The following is an 18,145-nucleotide window of genomic DNA, read 5'->3' as shown; positions in this document are numbered from 1 at the left end:
CAAAATTCATCAGGTATTTATAATATCTATAGCCGCCACAAAAAATAACTCACCATTACCAGGAAGAACATATTCACCCCTGTAGCCCATCGATAAGCCAGCAGCCATTGGTGTAATGATGGCGAATCGCCCAATAACTGAAAGAACAATCCACCGGTTATACATACGCCCAATGCAATGGCTGTTTGTTGAAAGGTCACATAGGTACCGGCAGCTGTGCCTGCCATCGTTGGCGGAATATTTTGCAATGCCAGGGTTAGTAGTGATGGCAGCACCGATCCACAGCCCATTCCATACATAAAGAGCACGATCAATAACAAATGCCGGTTTTCTATTAGTAATATATGCAGGAGAAGCATTACCAGCATTAACAAAACGCCGGCCTGTAACACCTTCTTACCGTACCTGCCTACAAGCCGGATCGAGGTAAGCGCTGCGACTACATAACCAATTCCCTGGAGCACAAAATAATTACCCGTTGTTACCGACCCCATATCCAAACCCGATTGCCACAAAATGGTATTGATCAGGAAATAAGAATCCTGCACAATAAAATAAGCGATCACTGCACCCAGTCCTACATTGAAATCACGAAAAGCAAACAAACGCAGATCAATAAGGTATGGTTTCGCCGACGCTAGCTTGCGGCGCTGATCATACACAAATACTATCAATAGCAATACGGAAACGGGTAATAACAGTAAACTCCATAATGGCCATCCCAATTCACGCCCCCTGATGAGTGGAAAGATCAAACAGACAAGCGCAATACTCAGCAATACCACGCCGAAGAGATCTGGCCGGCTATCGTTTGCAGGTTTTGACTCCTGTAAAAAGCGCCAGGCTATATAGGCAGAAAGCAGTCCCACCGGCAGATTCACCAGGAATAACCAGCGCCAGCCGGCAATTACACCATCCATTTCAGGAAGAACGCCACCCAGGAATTGTCCGATCACAGAAGCAGTACCAGCAATGGCGCCATAAATGCCCAATGCTTTTACCCTGTCTTTATGATTTGGAAACAGCACCTGCACATAGGCTATACTTTGCGGCACCATAAAGGCGGCAAAAGCGCCCTGGCAGAAACGGGCTATATTCAACTGAGTAGCGTTCTGTGCAATTCCGCAACAACCAGAGGCCAGTGTAAATAAAAGCATTGACCATACAAATATTTTTTTCCGGCCATAATGATCACCCAGGCGGCCACCAGTGATCAAAAAGGCGGCATGGCCCAGTAAGTAAAGCACAATCACCAGCTGCGTATCACCATGGGTGCCATGAATACCAGCACGGATAGAAGGCAATGCGACATTTACGATAAACAGGTCAACAACCGACAAAAAGGCCGCCGTGGATACAATAAGTAAAGAAACCCAGCGCGAAACGGTAACAGTAGATTGATAAAATGAGGCATCCATAAACTAATCTGTATCTTGAATGTTTTCTTTTAGCAACCTCAAATTTGAAGATGGCCACCTTAGTAAACAAGTAGGGCCGTATAATATACTAAGTATGAAAAAAAGTACTATTATTGAACACCAGGCTGTTAGCGATCAAAATAATTTGGTAGAGAACGAAAAAAATCCAATGACCGCTGCGCTTCAGGCCATTGGCGGGAAGTGGAAACTCTTACTGCTCGACAGTATTCGTAAAGAATGCCCCAAGCGTTTTGGCGAGTTACGAAAAGAGATGAAATACATTACGCAAACCACGCTTACCGCCCAATTGCGGGAGCTGGAACGGGATGGCATTTTAACGCGCGCCGTTTTTCCCGAAGTACCGCCCCGCGTGGAATACAAGCTGACAGAATTGGGCAAAAAACTCATACCCATCATGGATGCTTTGTGTGAGTGGGGTAAGTTGTATGATGAGCATAAAAAGTAAGAGGCCCAGGTTGTCATAATCTTCTTTTTAGAGATCTCTTAGGCCACCATCGAGCAGTATCTCGGATCCAAGCATAAAAGAGGATTCATCTGAGGCAAGGTATAATGCTGCTGAAGCAATTTCTTCAGGTGTACCCAGTCTTTTCACCGGAGTGAAATTCCCCATATTTTCTGCCATGGCTTCTGCTTCTTCAGCACTGCTAGTTACCGTATTAAACAGGGGTGTATGTACCGGTCCGGGTGTAAGCGCATTCACCCTGATCCTGCGGTCGATCAATTCGGCTGAAAAGCTTCTTGCAAGTGAGCGTGTAGCCGCTTTGGTGGCGGCATAAGCCGCATGATTAGGAATACCTTTACCATTTACGGTAGAAGAAACCAGAATAATGGAAGCGCCATCATTCAATACAGGCAGTGCTTTTTGCACGGTAAAAAAGGTTCCCTTGAAATTGATATCGCTTACCTTGTCAAACATTTCCTCAGTGAAGGAGGTGAGTGGACCTATAACATATACACCGGCATTAGCCACAAGCACATCGAGCCGGCCAAACTTTTTAGCCACGGTGCTATAGATTTCACTTAAATCGGCCAGGTTTGAAACATCGCCCTGCAAGCCGACAGTGTTAAAACCGATTTCGACAACAGCCTTGTCAAGCGTAACTCTATTACGGCCGGTTATAATCACCTGGGCCCCCTCTGCGGCAAATGCTTTTGCGATGCCGAGTCCAATACCACTGCCGCCACCTGTGACAACAGCTACTTTGTCTTTTAACTTTTGCATAGTTTATACCTTTTATTGTTTCAGTATTACCAGGCAAAAATGGTAAAATGGCTGGCGTCTAAAAATGAACCAGGTTAATAAAAATGGTTGAACTAGTTCAACTTTTCTATGCTGATCATCCCTTAAAGCGGAGTTTTTGGTTGCGAATGCGGGAAAGAAATTCAGTAGTCATACCCAGATATGACGCAATTACATACTGAGGAAAGCGATTAACCATGGCGGGATATTTTTCTAAGAACAGGTCATAGCGCTGCTCAGCTGATTTGGTAAGATTGGTTATTACGCGTCTTTGCATAAAAGCGGCGGCGCGCTCGGCAATGATGCGGAAAAATGTTTCATATTTATAATTCGAGCTTTTGAGGCGTTGTTCGTCCTCGAAACTGATTTGTAACAAGGTGCTGTCTTCTACCGCCATCACAAACATGCTTGCCGGTTGCTGGAACATATAGCTGTTGTAATCCGATATCCACCATTGTTCAATAGCGAGTTGAATGGTGCGATCCTGACCTTCTTCATCCACTACATAGGCCCTTAAGGCGCCTTTAAGCACGAAAAACCGGTGCCTGGCTACAAAGTTTGGCTGTATCAAAAATTGTCTTTTTTGAGCCCTTATTTCCTTGAAAGCGGCAGAGAAAGTTGCCAACTCTTCATTATCCAAATTAACAAACTGCTGAACATAACTATCTATGGAAGTTGTACGCCCCATTGCAAATAGCCGGTTTACCACAAAATTATGAGATTTATTACCACCGCACCCTTCGAATATCTTCACTGGGAAAGAAGTTATTTTAAAGTTCTCAAACAGATGAAGAGGCCATCCGGAGGTCGCTTTAATTTACATCGATAATAATATATGGAAGACAGTACCCTTGTATTTGGTATTGCCATGGAGGCGTGTAAAAACATTAAAAATCCGTCAGGCATCTCCCTGTTCGAAGCGGCTTATTTCCTGGCGACGAGTGCGTATCAAAAAATTGTGTAAAGAGTTGATCAGGATGCGACTAGGGAAATAGAGGCTAACGGCCGAATTCACTCTGTAATGGTGCTTTATTTCGTTGATGTTCCAGGAAGTTCTATTACTAAGGACGCTGGTAAAGAGATTGCAAGTCCGGCTCACGGCTTTGCTCTTCTTTTAAATTATAGGGTTTTATCCTTTTGCGCGTGCTTAATTTCTGTAGGTGTATATCCAAAATGCTTTTTGAATGCATAAGAAAAATGCGAAAGGTTTTCAAACCCGGCTTCATGATATACATCGACCGGCTTTTTGTTCTTTTCGACCAGTTGGTAATGAGCTGATTCCAGTCTTTTTCTCGTAAGCCATCTTCGTGGGGTCATATTGAAGGCTTGATGGAAATCCCTTTTAAAAGTTGTAAGGCTGCGACCGGTCAGGTAGCTAAATTTCTCCAGCGGCATATTGAACATAAAATTCTTTTCCATAAAGTCTGCCAGGTCTATCCTGCCGGGTTCTTCGAAGTTGGCTAAAATATCATCGACATCCTTATCAATTTCCCTTAAAATACTAATGGCTTCAGTAATTTTTAAGGAAGCGATCTTTTCGGGAAACGTTTCCTGAACGTCAAAGTAAGGTATCAACGATACTAAACAACTATCTAATAAAGGATGCCCATTGAAAGTCCTTATCTTTTGTATGGGCATCCCGGCTGGTTTTATATTTAGCCCTGCATAAAAATCCCGAAGTCTTGTTGTGGTCAAATGCATGACTACCGATTTATGTGGCAAGCCATCCTTCGGATAATTAATGATCGAGGCCAACTGGTTCCTGGGAATTAAAAATATATCACCTGACTTAAAAAGATAACTGGTGTCTGCTTGTACAATCTTTGTTTCTCCTGAAATAAACCATATCAGCATATGATGCTTAAAGGCCAATTCTGTTTTATACGGCTTCCCTTCATAGCAAGACAGCTTAATGTCGGGTGTGATATATTTTGTCTTAAATTCCATTATTCAATAATACCAATTTTAGTCCCCTGCAAAAATACAACTCATTTATAGCAATTGACTACAACAGCCGGCGAACTATAATTTAAACCCTCCCGATACTTCAATGTTCTGTGCAGTAATCCAACCCCATTCGTCGGATAAGACCGATGCAATAACTTTCCCGATGTCATCAGGCTGTCCCAGTCTTGCCAGTGCAGTTTGTGCAGCAAGAGGAGCGATCACCTCAGGATATTTATCAAAGGCGTCGTTAGCAAAACGGGTTTTTGTAGGCCCGGGCGCAATAGAATTAACCCGGATGCCACGTTTGCTGAATTCCTTGGCCATATAACGGGTAAGTACCATTAGAGCGCCCTTTGCTGAAGCGTATACCGAGTAACCTTCAGCCACAACCGTTGGTAAGGCGGAATTACTGGTCACATTAACAATTGCTCCCCCATTCTCCAGCATAGGTAATAACTTCTGAGTGATAAAGAAGGGGGCTTTAAATAGCACGTTGACAAATTTATCAAATAGTTCTATCGTTGTATCTTCTATCAATGCCATTTGTCCGAATCCGGCGTTGTTAACCAGGTAGGTAAAAGTGCTTCGCTGCCATTTGTCGCTGAGCTGCCTGGCTACCGCATCTTTGAATGCTACAAATGTTTCGCTTTCACCCGCTTCAAGTGGTAATGCGACAGCTTTGCCGCCAGCATTCTCAATTGCTTGGACAGTCTGCTCGGCTCCTTCTTTGTTACTATTATAAGTTAAGATGATACCCACACCACGTCGTGCAATTTCAATAGCCGCACTTTGGCCGATACCTGAGCTTGCTCCAATGACAACTGCGACTTTGCCCGCATCATTTCCCATGTAAATTTTGTCTGACATTTTTATAACATTTTTATTTAGACAAAATTACCAATCACATCATTTGACAGTTTTGTTCAAAAGTCCGAATTTGATTTGTTCAAAAGGCCAGTTGCAAAGTTGACTTCAACTGGCTAGCTGGGCGGCTCTTACAACAAAACGGTCCCGTACGAAGCCAATACCGTCAACAAAGTGCTTGCAACTATCACAGGCAAAGCGACTGCCTCAAACAGCAATGAAGACACTAACTTATTCAGCCGGGGAAGTAAAAAAAGCACAGGCCGAAAATGGAACATTTCCCATATATGATTTCAACTACGCCACACCAAAATTTATATAAAGTTCCTATGAAATTTGAGTAATGCAATAGCTAATGAAAACATATCTCCAAAACCCGAGCACCAAGATGCTCAAATGGAATTCAGCGCCTACCGCCCGCAATTACCACTAACTATGGAAGGCGAATCAAACGTAATAAGGCATGTTAAAAAGGCATATTTGAAAGGTCCATTAAGTTGCACACGACACCTTGGAATGTTACGAGCTTATGTATTAATATAGCGCTTTATTAAAGCACTATATAAGGCACTAGAGAAACGGTTATAAGCAACGGCAATCCGGTTCTAAATAACCGAAATAGCCCATTCCGTAAATTTTTTTACATCGTAAAAAATAAAATCAGGAGCCAGCGATAAAAGAGTTTCAGGGCTTGCAGTCGGCGCCCATGCTGCGGCGGCAATGGGAATGCCAACCTGCCGGCACGCAAGTATATCAGTAGGAGCATCTCCGACATAGATAACTTGTTCTCTTTTAATATCTGTCCAACAAGACAATATAGTATCGATGCATTGATGTTTTATTGGCCCTGCGGCAGAGCCCGTTTTTACATACTCGAAATAGTCCTCGAGTCCAAACCGTCTAAGAGAAATTTCGGTGCTGCGCGGTCCCTTACCTGTAACCATTGCCAGTCGCACATTTTTATTCCGAAGTTCCTCTAATGATTCCGCCATTCCCTCGAAGGGCTTTGAACATTGGTCATGTAGCTCTTCATAATGGAGCAGGTAATTGGACAAAGCCAGATCATATTGCTCTGGGACTAATGCCTTTATGGTGCCCTCTTCTGATGGGCCGAACGTTGCCACAATTTCCTCGTCGGTGATAATTCGCTGCACCAGGGGACTGATCGCATTTCGAAAGGCTTGAATGCATAAGGGCAATGTATTTGCAATTGTGCCATCGAGGTCAAAAATGAATGCCTTAAACTTTGACATAGTATATCGTTTCTTCTGTAAGATGCTTGTACAAAGAAAAATAAAAACGTCGAAAAAAAGCTACCCTCATATCTTCAAATAAGAAATTTTGAAGAGAACTTTTTTACAGGTATCGAAGAAGCGTTAATCAGAACATCACATAATAATACTTCCTACCTGGTTTTACGGGCAACAGCTGGCTCGAGGAAATTGTTCTGTTACTTCTTGTGATCCTTCTTACCTACACAAATAACATAATGGATCGAATCGAATTACCAACGGCATCAGTAAAATAACTGAACGAGTGTTCTTTGTGGAATAAAGTGTACGGTTACCGATAAATGATCATACATCATTACTCCAACTGTTTTAGATCAACTTTAGTTCTATAGCTGTAATGGTCTTGCTCATTCAAGAGCCATTATGCATTCTTATATTTACAAGGTAGTATAAAGTTCTTTGTGTAACTGTTGTTAAGTAACCGTATTAGGGGTTTATTCCCCCAGGCAGGTGGAGCGAAGTGAGGCGGAGCATAGCGGATTTCCAAAAAGAAAATGGCCGTTTCCTCGAACTTGGCTTTTTGATGCAAGCTCGTCCGAACAGATTCTATCTGATAGTGTTCGTGTTCCTCAGGCCGGAACTTTGCTTTAAGCTCCTTCAGATTCCATTCGCGGTGGACACTCTTGCTCTTGGATAATGGTTGGCGATTACAAACCTCATAACGGACTTCCACCGTCAAGTTTACCGCCATGCATGGCGCACAACAGGAAACCCGCGCTGGGCATGGGCTTTATGCGATATTTTTCGGATCGGACAGTCGACTCAAAGGCTCCTTTCTTATTAATTTTCAATCGGTATATATTCAGTCGAGCTTTTCGTCAAGTGAATCTCCAAAAAACAACTATCCTTACTACTGAAAATTCGATATTGTTATCGATTGCAGGCTCGCCGTTGTTATTTGTTAAGGCTCCATAATTTTTTTAACCGATATGCTCAACTTGAAAGTTTACTCAAGGGAATAAAAACCATATTACGGCGAGTAAAAGATTAACAAGATTAGAATCATGGACGGACACTAAAGGCATTCAAATTCAGCCGTACAAAAACACTACATGCATTTAAAGCAATTGTTATTCTCTTTTTAAGAGCGCACATCCGCATTAGTGCGGGGTTTTCTTGCAGCTTAACAAAGGCATCTATTGTAAAGGTCGCATTGGTGGCATGAATGCAGTCATGTACAATTTCAGGTGTTTTTCCCGTAGGCCAGGAACTAAAACTCACCTAATTTGCAATCGGACTACACTATCCAGCTAAGTGTAAAAAATGGCTTCACGTTCCCAGGTATCTTAAAAGTCAACACAAAGCTTTACCGAACGAGGTTTCAGATGGTGGGTGAGGAAATCTATGATACTACTAAACTTCACGAAGCGAATGATTTACCAGTCCAAACGTTATTGTTAAGTACATTAACAGGATATAGAATCGGTTGTGAAATAACAAAATTTACTATCCTGTTTTAATTGTTCCTGTGTAATATATTTAATCCGCACGACAACTTTTTCTGCACACAATAAGATCCTGTTATACCTGCCATAACGTTTCGCCTGTGGTATCGATAACTTATTTTTGCTTTGAACCAAAATCGATGAAAATATCCTTCGCAAAACCATACGAACCATTTCCATTTCACACATTGTTTCAATATTAAACAACTGTTTATGGCCAACTGGAAAGGTATCATTGGTACGAGTTATTCACCAAAAGAATTCGATAGTTATTGTCATGAGCTGTCCTGGACGGCGTGGCGCCCTTCGTTCATTGTGTTGCACAATACCGCCATTCCGACGCTTGCGCAAAGGCCTAATGGGTTTACAGCGCAACATATTAAAAGCTTGGAGGTCTTTTACCGCGATACCCAAAAATGGAAATCGGGGCCTCACCTGTTTATTGATGATCGCCTCATTTGGGTTTTTACCCCCCTGACTGTGTCGGGGACTCATTCGCCTTCCTGGAACAAGGTGGCGCTGGGCATTGAAATGCTTGGCAATTTTGAAAAGGAAGATTTTACCAAAGGAAGAGGCCTAAAGGTATTTCAAAACACTGCAGCGGCCCTAGCAACCTTGAATGCCATTTTAGGCCTGGATCCTTACACCATGCGGCTGCACAGGGAAGACCCGTTGACGACCCATGCCTGTCCGGGAAAAGGTGTACGAAAACTGGAGATCATCCAAAAAGTGCAGGATCTAATGGTTCAACGACACGCGGGTGAACACCCCATTAAACCAGTCGCTTAATTTAAATTCAACAAAACCATATGGGAAAGAGTAATGATCCCAAGCATGTAAACAAAGCAATGAATGAGTCCATTGCCAAGCAGGAAAAACTGTTGGAACCAGAAGAAGCAATCAAAAAAATGCAACTCAATTTGCAAATGGCGTTTATTGATGCTGACGCCTATGCTTCCGATCCATTTGCTTTGCTTGGTCAGGTTTTTCAAATTCGGAAAAACAATGGCAAGGTTCCCACATCGCTGAACGCGGGTGGGTTTCCGGTGGAGCTCACTCCTTATCCTCTTCCGCACAAAGTGAATGAAAAATCAAAGACCATTCAACCACTACTCCGTAGCTCACTGATTGTTGATCAGAAACTGGCTGCGGGTGTTTCTTTTTTGAATTATTTATCTGCTGAATTGTCTGCTGATTCGAGTTTCTCAGTGATTGTATTTGACCAGGCAAGTGGAACGATTGATATGCAGGATTCTTTCTGGGTGGAGGGAATCGAAAAATGGATGGTGGCCCACAAAAATCTGATGGATGATCCAGAAATCTGCTACCTGTTTGCTGTGACAGCGTTTATTCAAAAAAACATTGTCCGGAAAAAATACAAAAAGTTCACGGGTAAAACAAAGGGAGGTGCTTGGGGCGTGAATATCAATGGCGAACTATCGACCAGTACTGAGGAGTATTCCTTGGATATAAAGTTTGGTTTGACGCCAATTGTATTGAAGCGGCCTTCGCCAGTGGCAGCCGGTGCCGTTTTAGCCCTAAATGGAACAACCCAACAAAATCTCAAACCGACCAGAGAAGAAATGGAACTGTTTCGTACTGTTACAGGCTTTTCCCTTGCCAAAAACAAACTGATGAAAAAGGCTAAGAAGCCTTCAAGAAACAAACCACAAGCAGTGACAGCTATGAAAAAGAAAGGCTAAACCGTCTCTTAAAACGAAACTTTTACTAAAGAACGATTGCATATGGTAAAACGTTATTACCGCAAGCTCAGAGGCTATGCGTTTGACCCCTCGTTTTCATCCACAATCGAACGACGACAAACCAACGAGGTTATTTATAAAATAAAATGGGAAAAAATATCTCCTGGTCCCTGTGGTGATTATATCGAAATCATCGATTATGACCCTACGAAACAGGTTTTTTATGAACCTCTGAATTTAATTGAAGAGTATGTGCTGTCTGACTATGGCCTCCCTCTATCAGCGGGTGACCCTAAATTTCACCAACAGCAGGTTTATGTGGTAGTAATGAGCATTATTAGTCAATTTGAAAAGGCGCTGGGGCGAAAAGTTATCTGGTCTCGTATGATTGACAAAGATGACTCCGGAAGAACAGAGTTTAATCATGAGTTTGTAGAAAAGCTGCGAATCTACCCGCATGCCTTGCGACAGCAAAATGCTTTTTATTCACCTCAGAAGGTAGCGCTGCTCTTCGGCTACTTCCAGGCAGCCGAACACTGGACGGGTAACAACGTGCCCAAATCAGCTGTCTTCACCTGTCTATCTCCGGATATTGTGGCACATGAAACCACCCATGCGATCCTTGATAGTCTTCATCCCTATCTGCGAAAGGATACCAACGATGATATGCTTGCTTTTCATGAAGGATTCGCCGACATCATTGCACTGCTTCAACGTTTTACCTTTCAATCGGTAGTGGAAGAACAAATTCGCAACTCAAGAGGAGATTTGCTTTCGCCCCAGAACCTGCTCGGGGACTTGGCCATTCAATTTGGGCAGGCCGTTTCGCAAAATCGCCGGGCCTTGCGCAGTTTTCTTGTTGAAAACGACAAAGACGGCAAGATTCAACTGATCAAACCGGACCCCTCGAAACTTGCCAGTACTACAGATCCGCACGCAAGAGGCGGGATACTGGTAGCTGCCGTATTTGATGCATTTGCGCGACTTTATAAACACAGGGTGGCCAATTTAATTAGACTGGCGACCAACGGGACCGGTATTCTTGCTCAAGGTGAGATTGACCCGGACCTCGTGCAATGTCTTTCCAAAGAAGCATGTGATATTGCCAACAAACTCATGCTGATTTGCATTCGCGCACTAGATTATTGTCCACCTGTAGACCTTGACCTGGGGGACTATCTACGGGCTCTTATCACGGCGGATGTGGAACACAGTCCAGAAGATGAAGATGGCTTACGTTATGGCTTACTGGAATCGTTCCGTAGCTGGGGCGTGGTACCGACGGACGTAAACAATTATTCGGTGGAGTCGCTCATGTGGCAACCGCTTGAAGAGTACGCGGATAAGAAGACGCAGGTTGATGCGTTGAAAAAAGCGATTCATTACATTTTCAACCCCGACATGGGATCGCGGTACAAGCGGGGTTACATTGCCAATACAAGAATCAATGAAGTCATCCGCAGTATTGAAAAAATTCTTCGGGAGAATGAACGCAAAGCCATTTTTGAAGAATCGAAGCGATTGTGTGCAGCGGTGCATTACATGTTTGACAAAAAGTTCGCCTATTATGTTGAAGATCTTGAGCAATTGTTAGGGATGAACTTTAAGGATATCTCGTATCATTTTGAGGATCGTGTTTTTGGCCGTGAAATTAAACTAAGGGCAAAAGCAAGAAACGTGTTTCAGGTTTACCGCTGCCGCCCTTTCATCCAGCATAACAACCGCACAGGCAACTCCTCGAAACTTTTGCTAATCACCTTTTTGCAAAAAGTTTACGTGGACTTAAAGGGAAGTTCTTACCAGGGATTTTTTCTGGATGACAAGTATGACTTTCGGGGTGGAAGCACAGTGATCATTGACCTAAGCACCTACGAAATCAAGTATGCAATTGTGAAAAAAATATCGAGCTCGCAGCGGTTAAAATCGCAACTGGAATATTCGATGAACCGCATCGGTGAGTTTGAAAACGCCGCCCTGCTGATGCAAAGCGAAGAACCCTTTGCGGCTTTACACATTCACTAACAAGAAACCAAACGAATATGCCTGCCAGCGTATCGGTTAAAATGTATAACCAGCTAAATCTGGGCGATTGTTTTTTATTAACCTTTTCCGAAGAAGAGCAAAGGTCTTTTGTACTCATAGACTTTGGTTCTTATGAAAGTGGCAATGACGATCGCGAAATGGAGATTGCGGAAGACATTCAGAAAACAGTTGGTAATCAGCCCCTGACGATTGTGTTGACGCACCAGCACAGAGACCATCTAAGTGGTTTTATTTCCTGCGTCTCTGTGTTTAAAAAAATGAAGATTAGAGAAGTATGGCTCAGTTATCTGGATGATCCCGGTGGACCAGAAGCCATTACCATGCGAAAACGCACCGAACAATTTTGGAATAAAAACAAACGGATCAAAAAACTGGTTAAGGATAAGTTTAACAGCGTGGCATCGGTACGAAAAATGTTGCATAGTAAAGAAGGCTTTGATTTGTTTGCAGAAGACCAAACCGGTGGTGAAGCAATCACCAATTTATTGACCTGGTCAAAAAATAAAAAGAAATTTTTAATACCGGGGCAGCATTTTGACCTTCCGCTTATTGGTAATGACCAGGTGAAGGTGTATGTACTGGGACCTCCTACCGATCCGGAACTGATGCGGAAACTAAATCCGGGCAAGGGCGAAGGCGTACATGGCTTGGGTGCCATGATGGAATTGATGAACATGGATACATCGACCAACCTGATGGCCGATGCGCTGAGTTCACTTTCGAGTTCTGTGACCACCACCAAATCGATGGAAAATTTTCCGTTTAACAAAAAGTACTCCACCCATGACGGCGACCAACGGGACCTAGATTACATCAAAGGTCTTTATAACAAAAAGGACAATGCCTGGCGCCGTATTGATCATGAATGGCTCAGTGAGGTAGGGCGCGTGTCGCTACACATGCATTCGTTAACGAATAACAGTAGTCTTGTACTGGCGTTTGAACTGGTTGAAAGCGGCAAAGTGTTGTTGTTTGTTGGGGATGCACAAATTGGTAACTGGAAGAGCTGGAAGGACGTCAGTTTTGAGAATACGAACGTGGATATCTATGACCTGCTGACACGAACCGTATTGTACAAGGCTGGCCATCACGGTTCGCACAATGCCACTTTGCTGGAAAGTCTTGATTTGATGAACACCGAAGAACTGGTGATCATGGTGCCTGTGAACGAAAAAATCAGCAAAAAACGGCGGTTTTCGATGTTACGCCCTGGTATGATGCTGGGTTATAATCGGAAAACCTGTGGAAGGGTTTTGCGGTCTGATACCATCTTTCACAAAGCCGATAGCACCAATTGCTATAAGTTTCCGTTTGCTAAAACCGATAAGGATTTCAAACCCAAAATAAGAATTGGAAAAGACAATACAGGGGGACATTTATTTATTGAATACGTAGTAACATAAGTCATCGCCCCCTCTCTGCAAAATTGTGTTGATTTTTAAAATCTCTGCCACCCTTAATTTTTATAGGAAATAAAATGGGAAAGTATATTCCAACAAAATCGACTATCCTGGTGACATTGATTGCCGCTTTTGTTGGAACCTGGATTGGAGCCATTGTCGCTTTTAACCGGAATAAACGCGAAAAGGGCTTTGAACGACGGGTGTGTTGGTATACCGAATAATTAAACTATCGTAATAGACGGCATCCAACATGGCTATTGCAAAACTTTGAAGAAAACAGTGTTCTGTAGCGGTCCTCAGAAAAATTTGGGGCCGTGTAGAGGTAGACACCTTGAAGTAAACAAATTAACGCAGCAGGAGTTGTTTACGCAGAAGCTCGGACCTATAAAAAAATTATGGTCAGCGATGGAACAATTTCCAGAATTTATTGACAGTGTGCACTTGTTTGCAGATGGACGGGTAAATGAACGGTTTACACTTGTAAAACCACTGCTGAGGACACTTCAAAAGATGGCGGATATATTGGAGACAGATGTGCGTAAGAATATGGACTTGGAATCCTATTGTAAAACATCTCCGTGACTAATAACGAAAACAGCCAAAACTGAAGTGCATTTCCGGGCGGATGTCCGTGATGGCACGACTAACCTTTTGCCATCTTTCTTTTCGATGGCAACAAAAAACACCGTTATGAAAGATTTCTTCTTTTCCCTGTTATTGCTGTTATATTTTGTCGATGGTATAGCTCAAGGCAACATGCAACTACAGATTAATGGGAAGACCGAGGCATTAAACAAACCATATTACAAAATTGGTGACAAAGATTCTGTTACCATACTCATTGATCTGCCTGAAGGTGTTGATGCAAACAGTTTTTTAAGTAAAGTTGATGCCAAAGTTTGTCGGCCAGTGCAGCATCAAAACCAAAGTCAGAAACAACAGGTGCACGACCAAATTACCATTTTTAAAAAAGTGGGAGAGCAGGTTGGTGACTTTTTCTCCCAGAAAAAGGAGAACTATATCCAAACTCTTTCAAACAGCAATCAGGATAAGACAGTGAAGATTGTTTTTAGAGGTACCATTAATTCGTGTGATAACAATTTTTTCTGGGTGCGCTTAACGGTGAACCCGAGTTATCAAAAGATGGTGAGTACGATTAAAAATTTTAAATCAGAATTACGCTTAAAGAAGAAACCATGAATCTCATTAAACGATTAGTCTTGGTGCTCAAACCATTAGAGCCGGAGAAAAAAAAATCTATAAACTGGTCGGTTTTTCCCGCCTATATCGGCCTGGTAGCGACTGCCATCACCATTTATTTTACCTCTGAAAATTTGAGAGGAAATGAAAAGTGGCGGAAGGGGGAATTTATTGCGACACAGTTCGAAAAATTTAATGCGGACACTAACGTAATATTTGTGACCAGTTTTGTTGACTACTATTCCAGACTAGTGCGCTTCCCAAATGAAAGAGATACATTTTTGGAGCGGGATAATGTTTCAGAATACCTTTTTCCAACTTCTCTCAGCGAGGACTTGGATGGGAGGAAAAGAGCATTTATTCGCGATCGTTTTGATGCTTACCTGGATAAAGTAAGTTTGTTTAATCGCTATGAAGAAGCGAATCTGATGAGTTTGGCAGACATAAAACCCTATCTGCGGTATCAGGTAGGAATCTTAGGAAAACCGAGTACCGAACAACATCTCTCGACGTTTCAGGAAGCACTCTGGAGTTACATTGACCGATATGGTTATGATGATATTCAAAAGCTGTATTGTAAATTTGGTTTTAATATTTATCCTGCTTCCAAGGGAGATTCGTGTTCGTGTGCACCTATTGGAGATCTTAACCGAACCATTATGACTTCGATACAAATGGAAGCGGTGGTGGACTAGGAGAAATCGTTAGGCAAGTTAGAAGAATAGCGGCAAATACGCCAGCAGGCACATTCAGAAAAAAGCGTTTGCATTACAGGTATTACCCAGTGGTAGCAATGACTCATAACAAGGGCAATCTACTGAAAAGGAAATTTGAACAGAAGCTTTTAATGCCAAATCAAAATCTTTTAGCGCCTCTGCAAGGGGTGTAAAGGAGATCAACTTCTTCTTATTCACACTCGCTAAAATTTATGCTTAACAATCTAATCCCGAAAAACTGATTTGATCCATATTTGGCTTGAACACCTGCGGATTTAATAATGACCGTCAGCGTGCACAGGTCTGAAAAGCATTTCGTAGATATATTAATGTAGACCAGTTACAAAAGGCGAAACCTGGTTAAAAAGTTTTGGGAAGCTGCTCCTTGCCTATAATTTTGTTTTAAAGCAATGTAGAGATAGAGTAAAATAGAGTGGAAGAATTTGTAAAAACGTGAAAAGCACCCATTTTCAATTAAGTAATTAATTGTAAACTTGCATCAGAAAGAAAAAATAAGATTTAGGAATGGTAATACCTCCGGGATTTCCGACAGAACAACTATCCGGTGAATAATTGAACAATAAATTTCGGCTCTCATTCTAAAAATATATGGTATATACTGATGACTTATGCGTTACGTTAAATAAATAGCCAATATTTTGTAAAATTATGTTAGGCAAAAATGAACACAGAGAAACTAATACCAGAGTAAGTAGGACCACCATTGAACCTCCGCCTGAAAAAGGTGTCTGGAATAGCTTAGAAGTTGTAAAAATTTTAGTTGCGTTGCTTACGCCTATTGCTATTTTTGTGTTTACAAAACAGACGAATGAAAAGTTAGATCAGAACAACAAACTGCTACATAACAATAATAGGGTTTTTGAAAACCGACAAGCCTTTTACGACAAAGTCGGAACTCTACTTAATGATCTCTACTGTTATCATATTTACGTTGGACATTGGAAAGACATTACGCCATTGGACATAATTAAAAAGAAAAGGATATTAGACCAAATTGTTTATACTTACAGCCCTTATTTTGACACACCATTTAAATCAGCTTACGATGCTTTTATGACGGCCACTTTTAAACCTTATCAGAAAATGGGTGGCGACGCAAAAATCAGGAGCGAGTATAAAGTACATTTTGACTACTGTAAAAAGGACAGCTCTATGAAAGAGACCGAATTTGCAGAAATGTTTAGTGAGGAGGATAATAGAACCCAAGTATTTAATACCTACTTTTCGCTATTGAAAGAAATTGCTAAAGAACTTAACTTGACAGTTGATTATTCGATTTATAAAATGCCAGATCAAAAACCGGATCCGAAATAAGGCGAATACTCACCTCGTTCTCCAAATATTATAGAAGCGACGTAAATTATTTTTATACTTCTAATTATTTAAACAGACGCTTTGGTTTTGCTCAACCAGGAAATCAAAAATGAAGTCAATAATCTCTCGGCAGTAATAGCATCCCTTGTAATGTTTTAGTGAATGAATTCGCGCGCGGAAATAAAAGGAGAAATTAAAATGGAGTTTAAAAAGCATTTGCAAGTGAGTTTAACGGGCTATTTAAAAATGAAGCCAGGAAAGAGGCTGATCGAAACCACCCAAGGAAGCTACTTTCAGCAGGAAAAAGTAGAAACAACGAATATTTGTACCCTCAGACCATAACTGCAGTGAATTAAAATGTATACAACCGGGTTAACCGGTGTTAATGGCCTTGAGTTTATTAGCGATAAACGGACGATCAATGGTTGTTTTAGACCCGCTGTGGCAGTCGTCGCTTCAACTTTCGGCGAATATTCAGCTTTAAGAGCTTGTACACCTTGTATAGCCGCGTCTGGTTACACTGGTATGCTTCATTAACATTTTAGAATTCTGAAACTTCGTCCGTCGACAAGGCTATCACTCATAAAATTTATACTCCATACCTGATTAAGCCCTTCAGGAGCAGAACGCTTTTATTGAACGAAGATTATAACCGGAAATCGCTATGGATAGAGATAGATACCTCGCTACCTAGTTTGCGGGTAATCCGAGTCCTAGAAGACGCGTTGAAATGCGCGGTACGCCACAAAAAATAGGGTGGATTCGCAGGCGGTACCAAAACCCGATGGTCGGCCGCTTTTTAACCAGCTCTTCCAGCGTCCATAAGCATACTATCATCTTTGGGAATCTTCCTGTACCTGCATGGTCGGGGAATACCGATCAATCTGCAGGCTTAGCGAACACTCACATGTTTGTCTCTTACCAATATACGCACTGCTTCCCGTTTGTCGTCAGGCCGCTGAACTTTTTAGCACATGTTTGATGGCATCATTCTCGAGTGTAAGGTTGGCTACAATACGTTAAACCTGTTATTTTCCTCTTCCAGGTCTTTCATCCGTTTCATTTCATTGGCTTCCATACCGCCATATTTAGCGTTCCAATTATAGAAGGGAGCTTCGCTTATTTCATGCTCCGGAGCAAGACCTTTTACTGATATACCGGCTTCTTGCTGCTTAATAATGGAGATAATCTGCGTTTCTGTGAATCGTACTTTTTTCATACTGACCCATTCAAGTTAAAGATTTTTCTCTAACTGTTCATGGGCGACTTTTGGGGGAGTCGACAATAGACTTCAGCGTATAATAAGAGGATATAATAAAATCGTTTATGGAGATATCCTTTCAGAAGCAATTGGCTTGGACCGCATAAGAGCAAAATGTCCACGTTTTAACGTATGCCTTCGACTAAGTACATATTGCTAAGCTGCTCAAAAACACGTAAGAACTATTTTTTGAAGCGATGAGGAAGTAGCTCGTGAACTCTATTAACAGGATGGTCTGCAATTGTGTGAAGAACCTC

The 18,145-nt window shown here is 42.0% G+C and carries 16 protein-coding genes and 1 pseudogene; 10 read left to right on the top strand and 7 right to left on the bottom strand.

Annotation, left to right across the window (positions count from 1 at the left end; translation table 11 throughout):
- Window positions 1-26: 26 nt before the first annotated feature.
- A complete protein-coding gene (locus JT717_RS26065) occupies window positions 27-1,418 on the bottom strand; it encodes an MFS transporter (protein WP_205514149.1) in 1,392 nt (463 codons plus the stop codon).
- 94 nt (window positions 1,419-1,512) lie between these two features.
- Between JT717_RS26065 and JT717_RS26060 the strand changes: the two genes are divergently transcribed.
- The gene (locus JT717_RS26060; protein WP_305068084.1) at window positions 1,513-1,884 is read left to right on the top strand and encodes a winged helix-turn-helix transcriptional regulator; all 372 of its coding nucleotides are present in this window, start codon (window positions 1,513-1,515) and stop codon (window positions 1,882-1,884) included.
- A gap of 27 nt (window positions 1,885-1,911) precedes the next feature.
- Here the strand turns inward: JT717_RS26060 and JT717_RS26055 are convergent, their stop codons facing one another.
- Together JT717_RS26055 and JT717_RS26050 are read right to left on the bottom strand one after the other, a co-directional pair.
- Window positions 1,912-2,661 carry a glucose 1-dehydrogenase gene (locus JT717_RS26055; RefSeq protein ID WP_205514147.1) on the bottom strand — a complete coding sequence of 250 codons (750 nt, stop codon included), beginning with the start codon at window positions 2,659-2,661 and terminating at the stop codon, window positions 1,912-1,914.
- Between the two features lie 115 nt (window positions 2,662-2,776).
- Window positions 2,777-3,433: a Crp/Fnr family transcriptional regulator gene (locus tag JT717_RS26050; RefSeq protein WP_369411757.1), complete on the bottom strand. Its 657-nt coding sequence runs from the start codon at window positions 3,431-3,433 to the stop codon at window positions 2,777-2,779.
- A gap of 81 nt (window positions 3,434-3,514) precedes the next feature.
- On the opposite strand from JT717_RS26050, the gene JT717_RS28695 reads away from it, so the two are divergent.
- Window positions 3,515-3,643 (top strand): hypothetical protein, encoded by a 129-nt coding sequence (locus JT717_RS28695; RefSeq protein WP_255553046.1) that lies wholly within the window; start codon window positions 3,515-3,517, stop codon window positions 3,641-3,643.
- Between the two features lie 155 nt (window positions 3,644-3,798).
- Here JT717_RS28695 and JT717_RS26045 read toward each other — a convergent pair whose 3' ends face one another.
- The 3 genes from JT717_RS26045 to JT717_RS26035 all read right to left on the bottom strand — a co-directional run bounded on the left by JT717_RS26045 (window position 3,799) and on the right by JT717_RS26035 (window position 6,743).
- Complete coding sequence (locus tag JT717_RS26045; RefSeq protein ID WP_205514146.1) at window positions 3,799-4,626, bottom strand: helix-turn-helix domain-containing protein; 828 nt, start codon at window positions 4,624-4,626, stop codon at window positions 3,799-3,801.
- 75 nt (window positions 4,627-4,701) lie between these two features.
- Window positions 4,702-5,493, bottom strand: coding sequence for an SDR family NAD(P)-dependent oxidoreductase (locus JT717_RS26040; RefSeq protein WP_205514144.1), 792 nt, complete (start codon window positions 5,491-5,493; stop codon window positions 4,702-4,704).
- 602 nt (window positions 5,494-6,095) lie between these two features.
- Window positions 6,096-6,743: an HAD family hydrolase gene (locus tag JT717_RS26035; RefSeq protein ID WP_205514143.1), complete on the bottom strand. Its 648-nt coding sequence runs from the start codon at window positions 6,741-6,743 to the stop codon at window positions 6,096-6,098.
- A gap of 1,697 nt (window positions 6,744-8,440) precedes the next feature.
- Here JT717_RS26035 and JT717_RS26030 point away from each other — a divergent pair.
- The 7 genes from JT717_RS26030 (at window position 8,441) to JT717_RS26000 (ending at window position 16,627) form a co-directional block, all read left to right on the top strand.
- Window positions 8,441-9,016, top strand: a complete 576-nt coding sequence (locus JT717_RS26030; protein WP_205514142.1) for an N-acetylmuramoyl-L-alanine amidase — start codon at window positions 8,441-8,443, stop codon at window positions 9,014-9,016.
- 20 nt (window positions 9,017-9,036) lie between these two features.
- Complete coding sequence (locus tag JT717_RS26025; protein ID WP_205514141.1) at window positions 9,037-9,930, top strand: hypothetical protein; 894 nt, start codon at window positions 9,037-9,039, stop codon at window positions 9,928-9,930.
- A 42-nt stretch (window positions 9,931-9,972) separates the two neighbouring features.
- Window positions 9,973-11,952 (top strand): gluzincin family metallopeptidase, encoded by a 1,980-nt coding sequence (locus tag JT717_RS26020; RefSeq protein ID WP_205514140.1) that lies wholly within the window; start codon window positions 9,973-9,975, stop codon window positions 11,950-11,952.
- 17 nt (window positions 11,953-11,969) lie between these two features.
- The gene (locus JT717_RS26015) at window positions 11,970-13,376 is read left to right on the top strand and encodes a ComEC/Rec2 family competence protein (protein WP_205514139.1); all 1,407 of its coding nucleotides are present in this window, start codon (window positions 11,970-11,972) and stop codon (window positions 13,374-13,376) included.
- Between the two features lie 690 nt (window positions 13,377-14,066).
- The gene (locus tag JT717_RS26010) at window positions 14,067-14,576 is read left to right on the top strand and encodes a hypothetical protein (RefSeq protein WP_205514137.1); all 510 of its coding nucleotides are present in this window, start codon (window positions 14,067-14,069) and stop codon (window positions 14,574-14,576) included.
- Window positions 14,573-15,271, top strand: coding sequence for a hypothetical protein (locus tag JT717_RS26005; protein WP_205514136.1), 699 nt, complete (start codon window positions 14,573-14,575; stop codon window positions 15,269-15,271). The genes JT717_RS26010 and JT717_RS26005 overlap by 4 nt, the downstream gene beginning before the upstream one ends.
- 690 nt (window positions 15,272-15,961) lie before the next feature.
- Window positions 15,962-16,627, top strand: a complete 666-nt coding sequence (locus JT717_RS26000) for a hypothetical protein (protein ID WP_205514135.1) — start codon at window positions 15,962-15,964, stop codon at window positions 16,625-16,627.
- Between the two features lie 1,009 nt (window positions 16,628-17,636).
- Here JT717_RS26000 and JT717_RS25995 read toward each other — a convergent pair.
- Window positions 17,637-17,846 carry a transposase gene (locus tag JT717_RS25995; RefSeq protein ID WP_205514134.1) on the bottom strand — a complete coding sequence of 70 codons (210 nt, stop codon included), beginning with the start codon at window positions 17,844-17,846 and terminating at the stop codon, window positions 17,637-17,639.
- 76 nt (window positions 17,847-17,922) lie between these two features.
- Here JT717_RS25995 and JT717_RS28930 point away from each other — a divergent pair.
- Window positions 17,923-18,048, top strand: a pseudogene (locus JT717_RS28930) (DUF4276 family protein); the annotation flags it as partial.
- Window positions 18,049-18,145 lie beyond the last annotated feature (97 nt).

The organism is Longitalea arenae (genome assembly GCF_016924755.1).
GTDB lineage: Bacteria > Bacteroidota > Bacteroidia > Chitinophagales > Chitinophagaceae > Niastella > Niastella arenae.
This window is presented reverse-complemented; position numbering and strand designations above follow the sequence as displayed.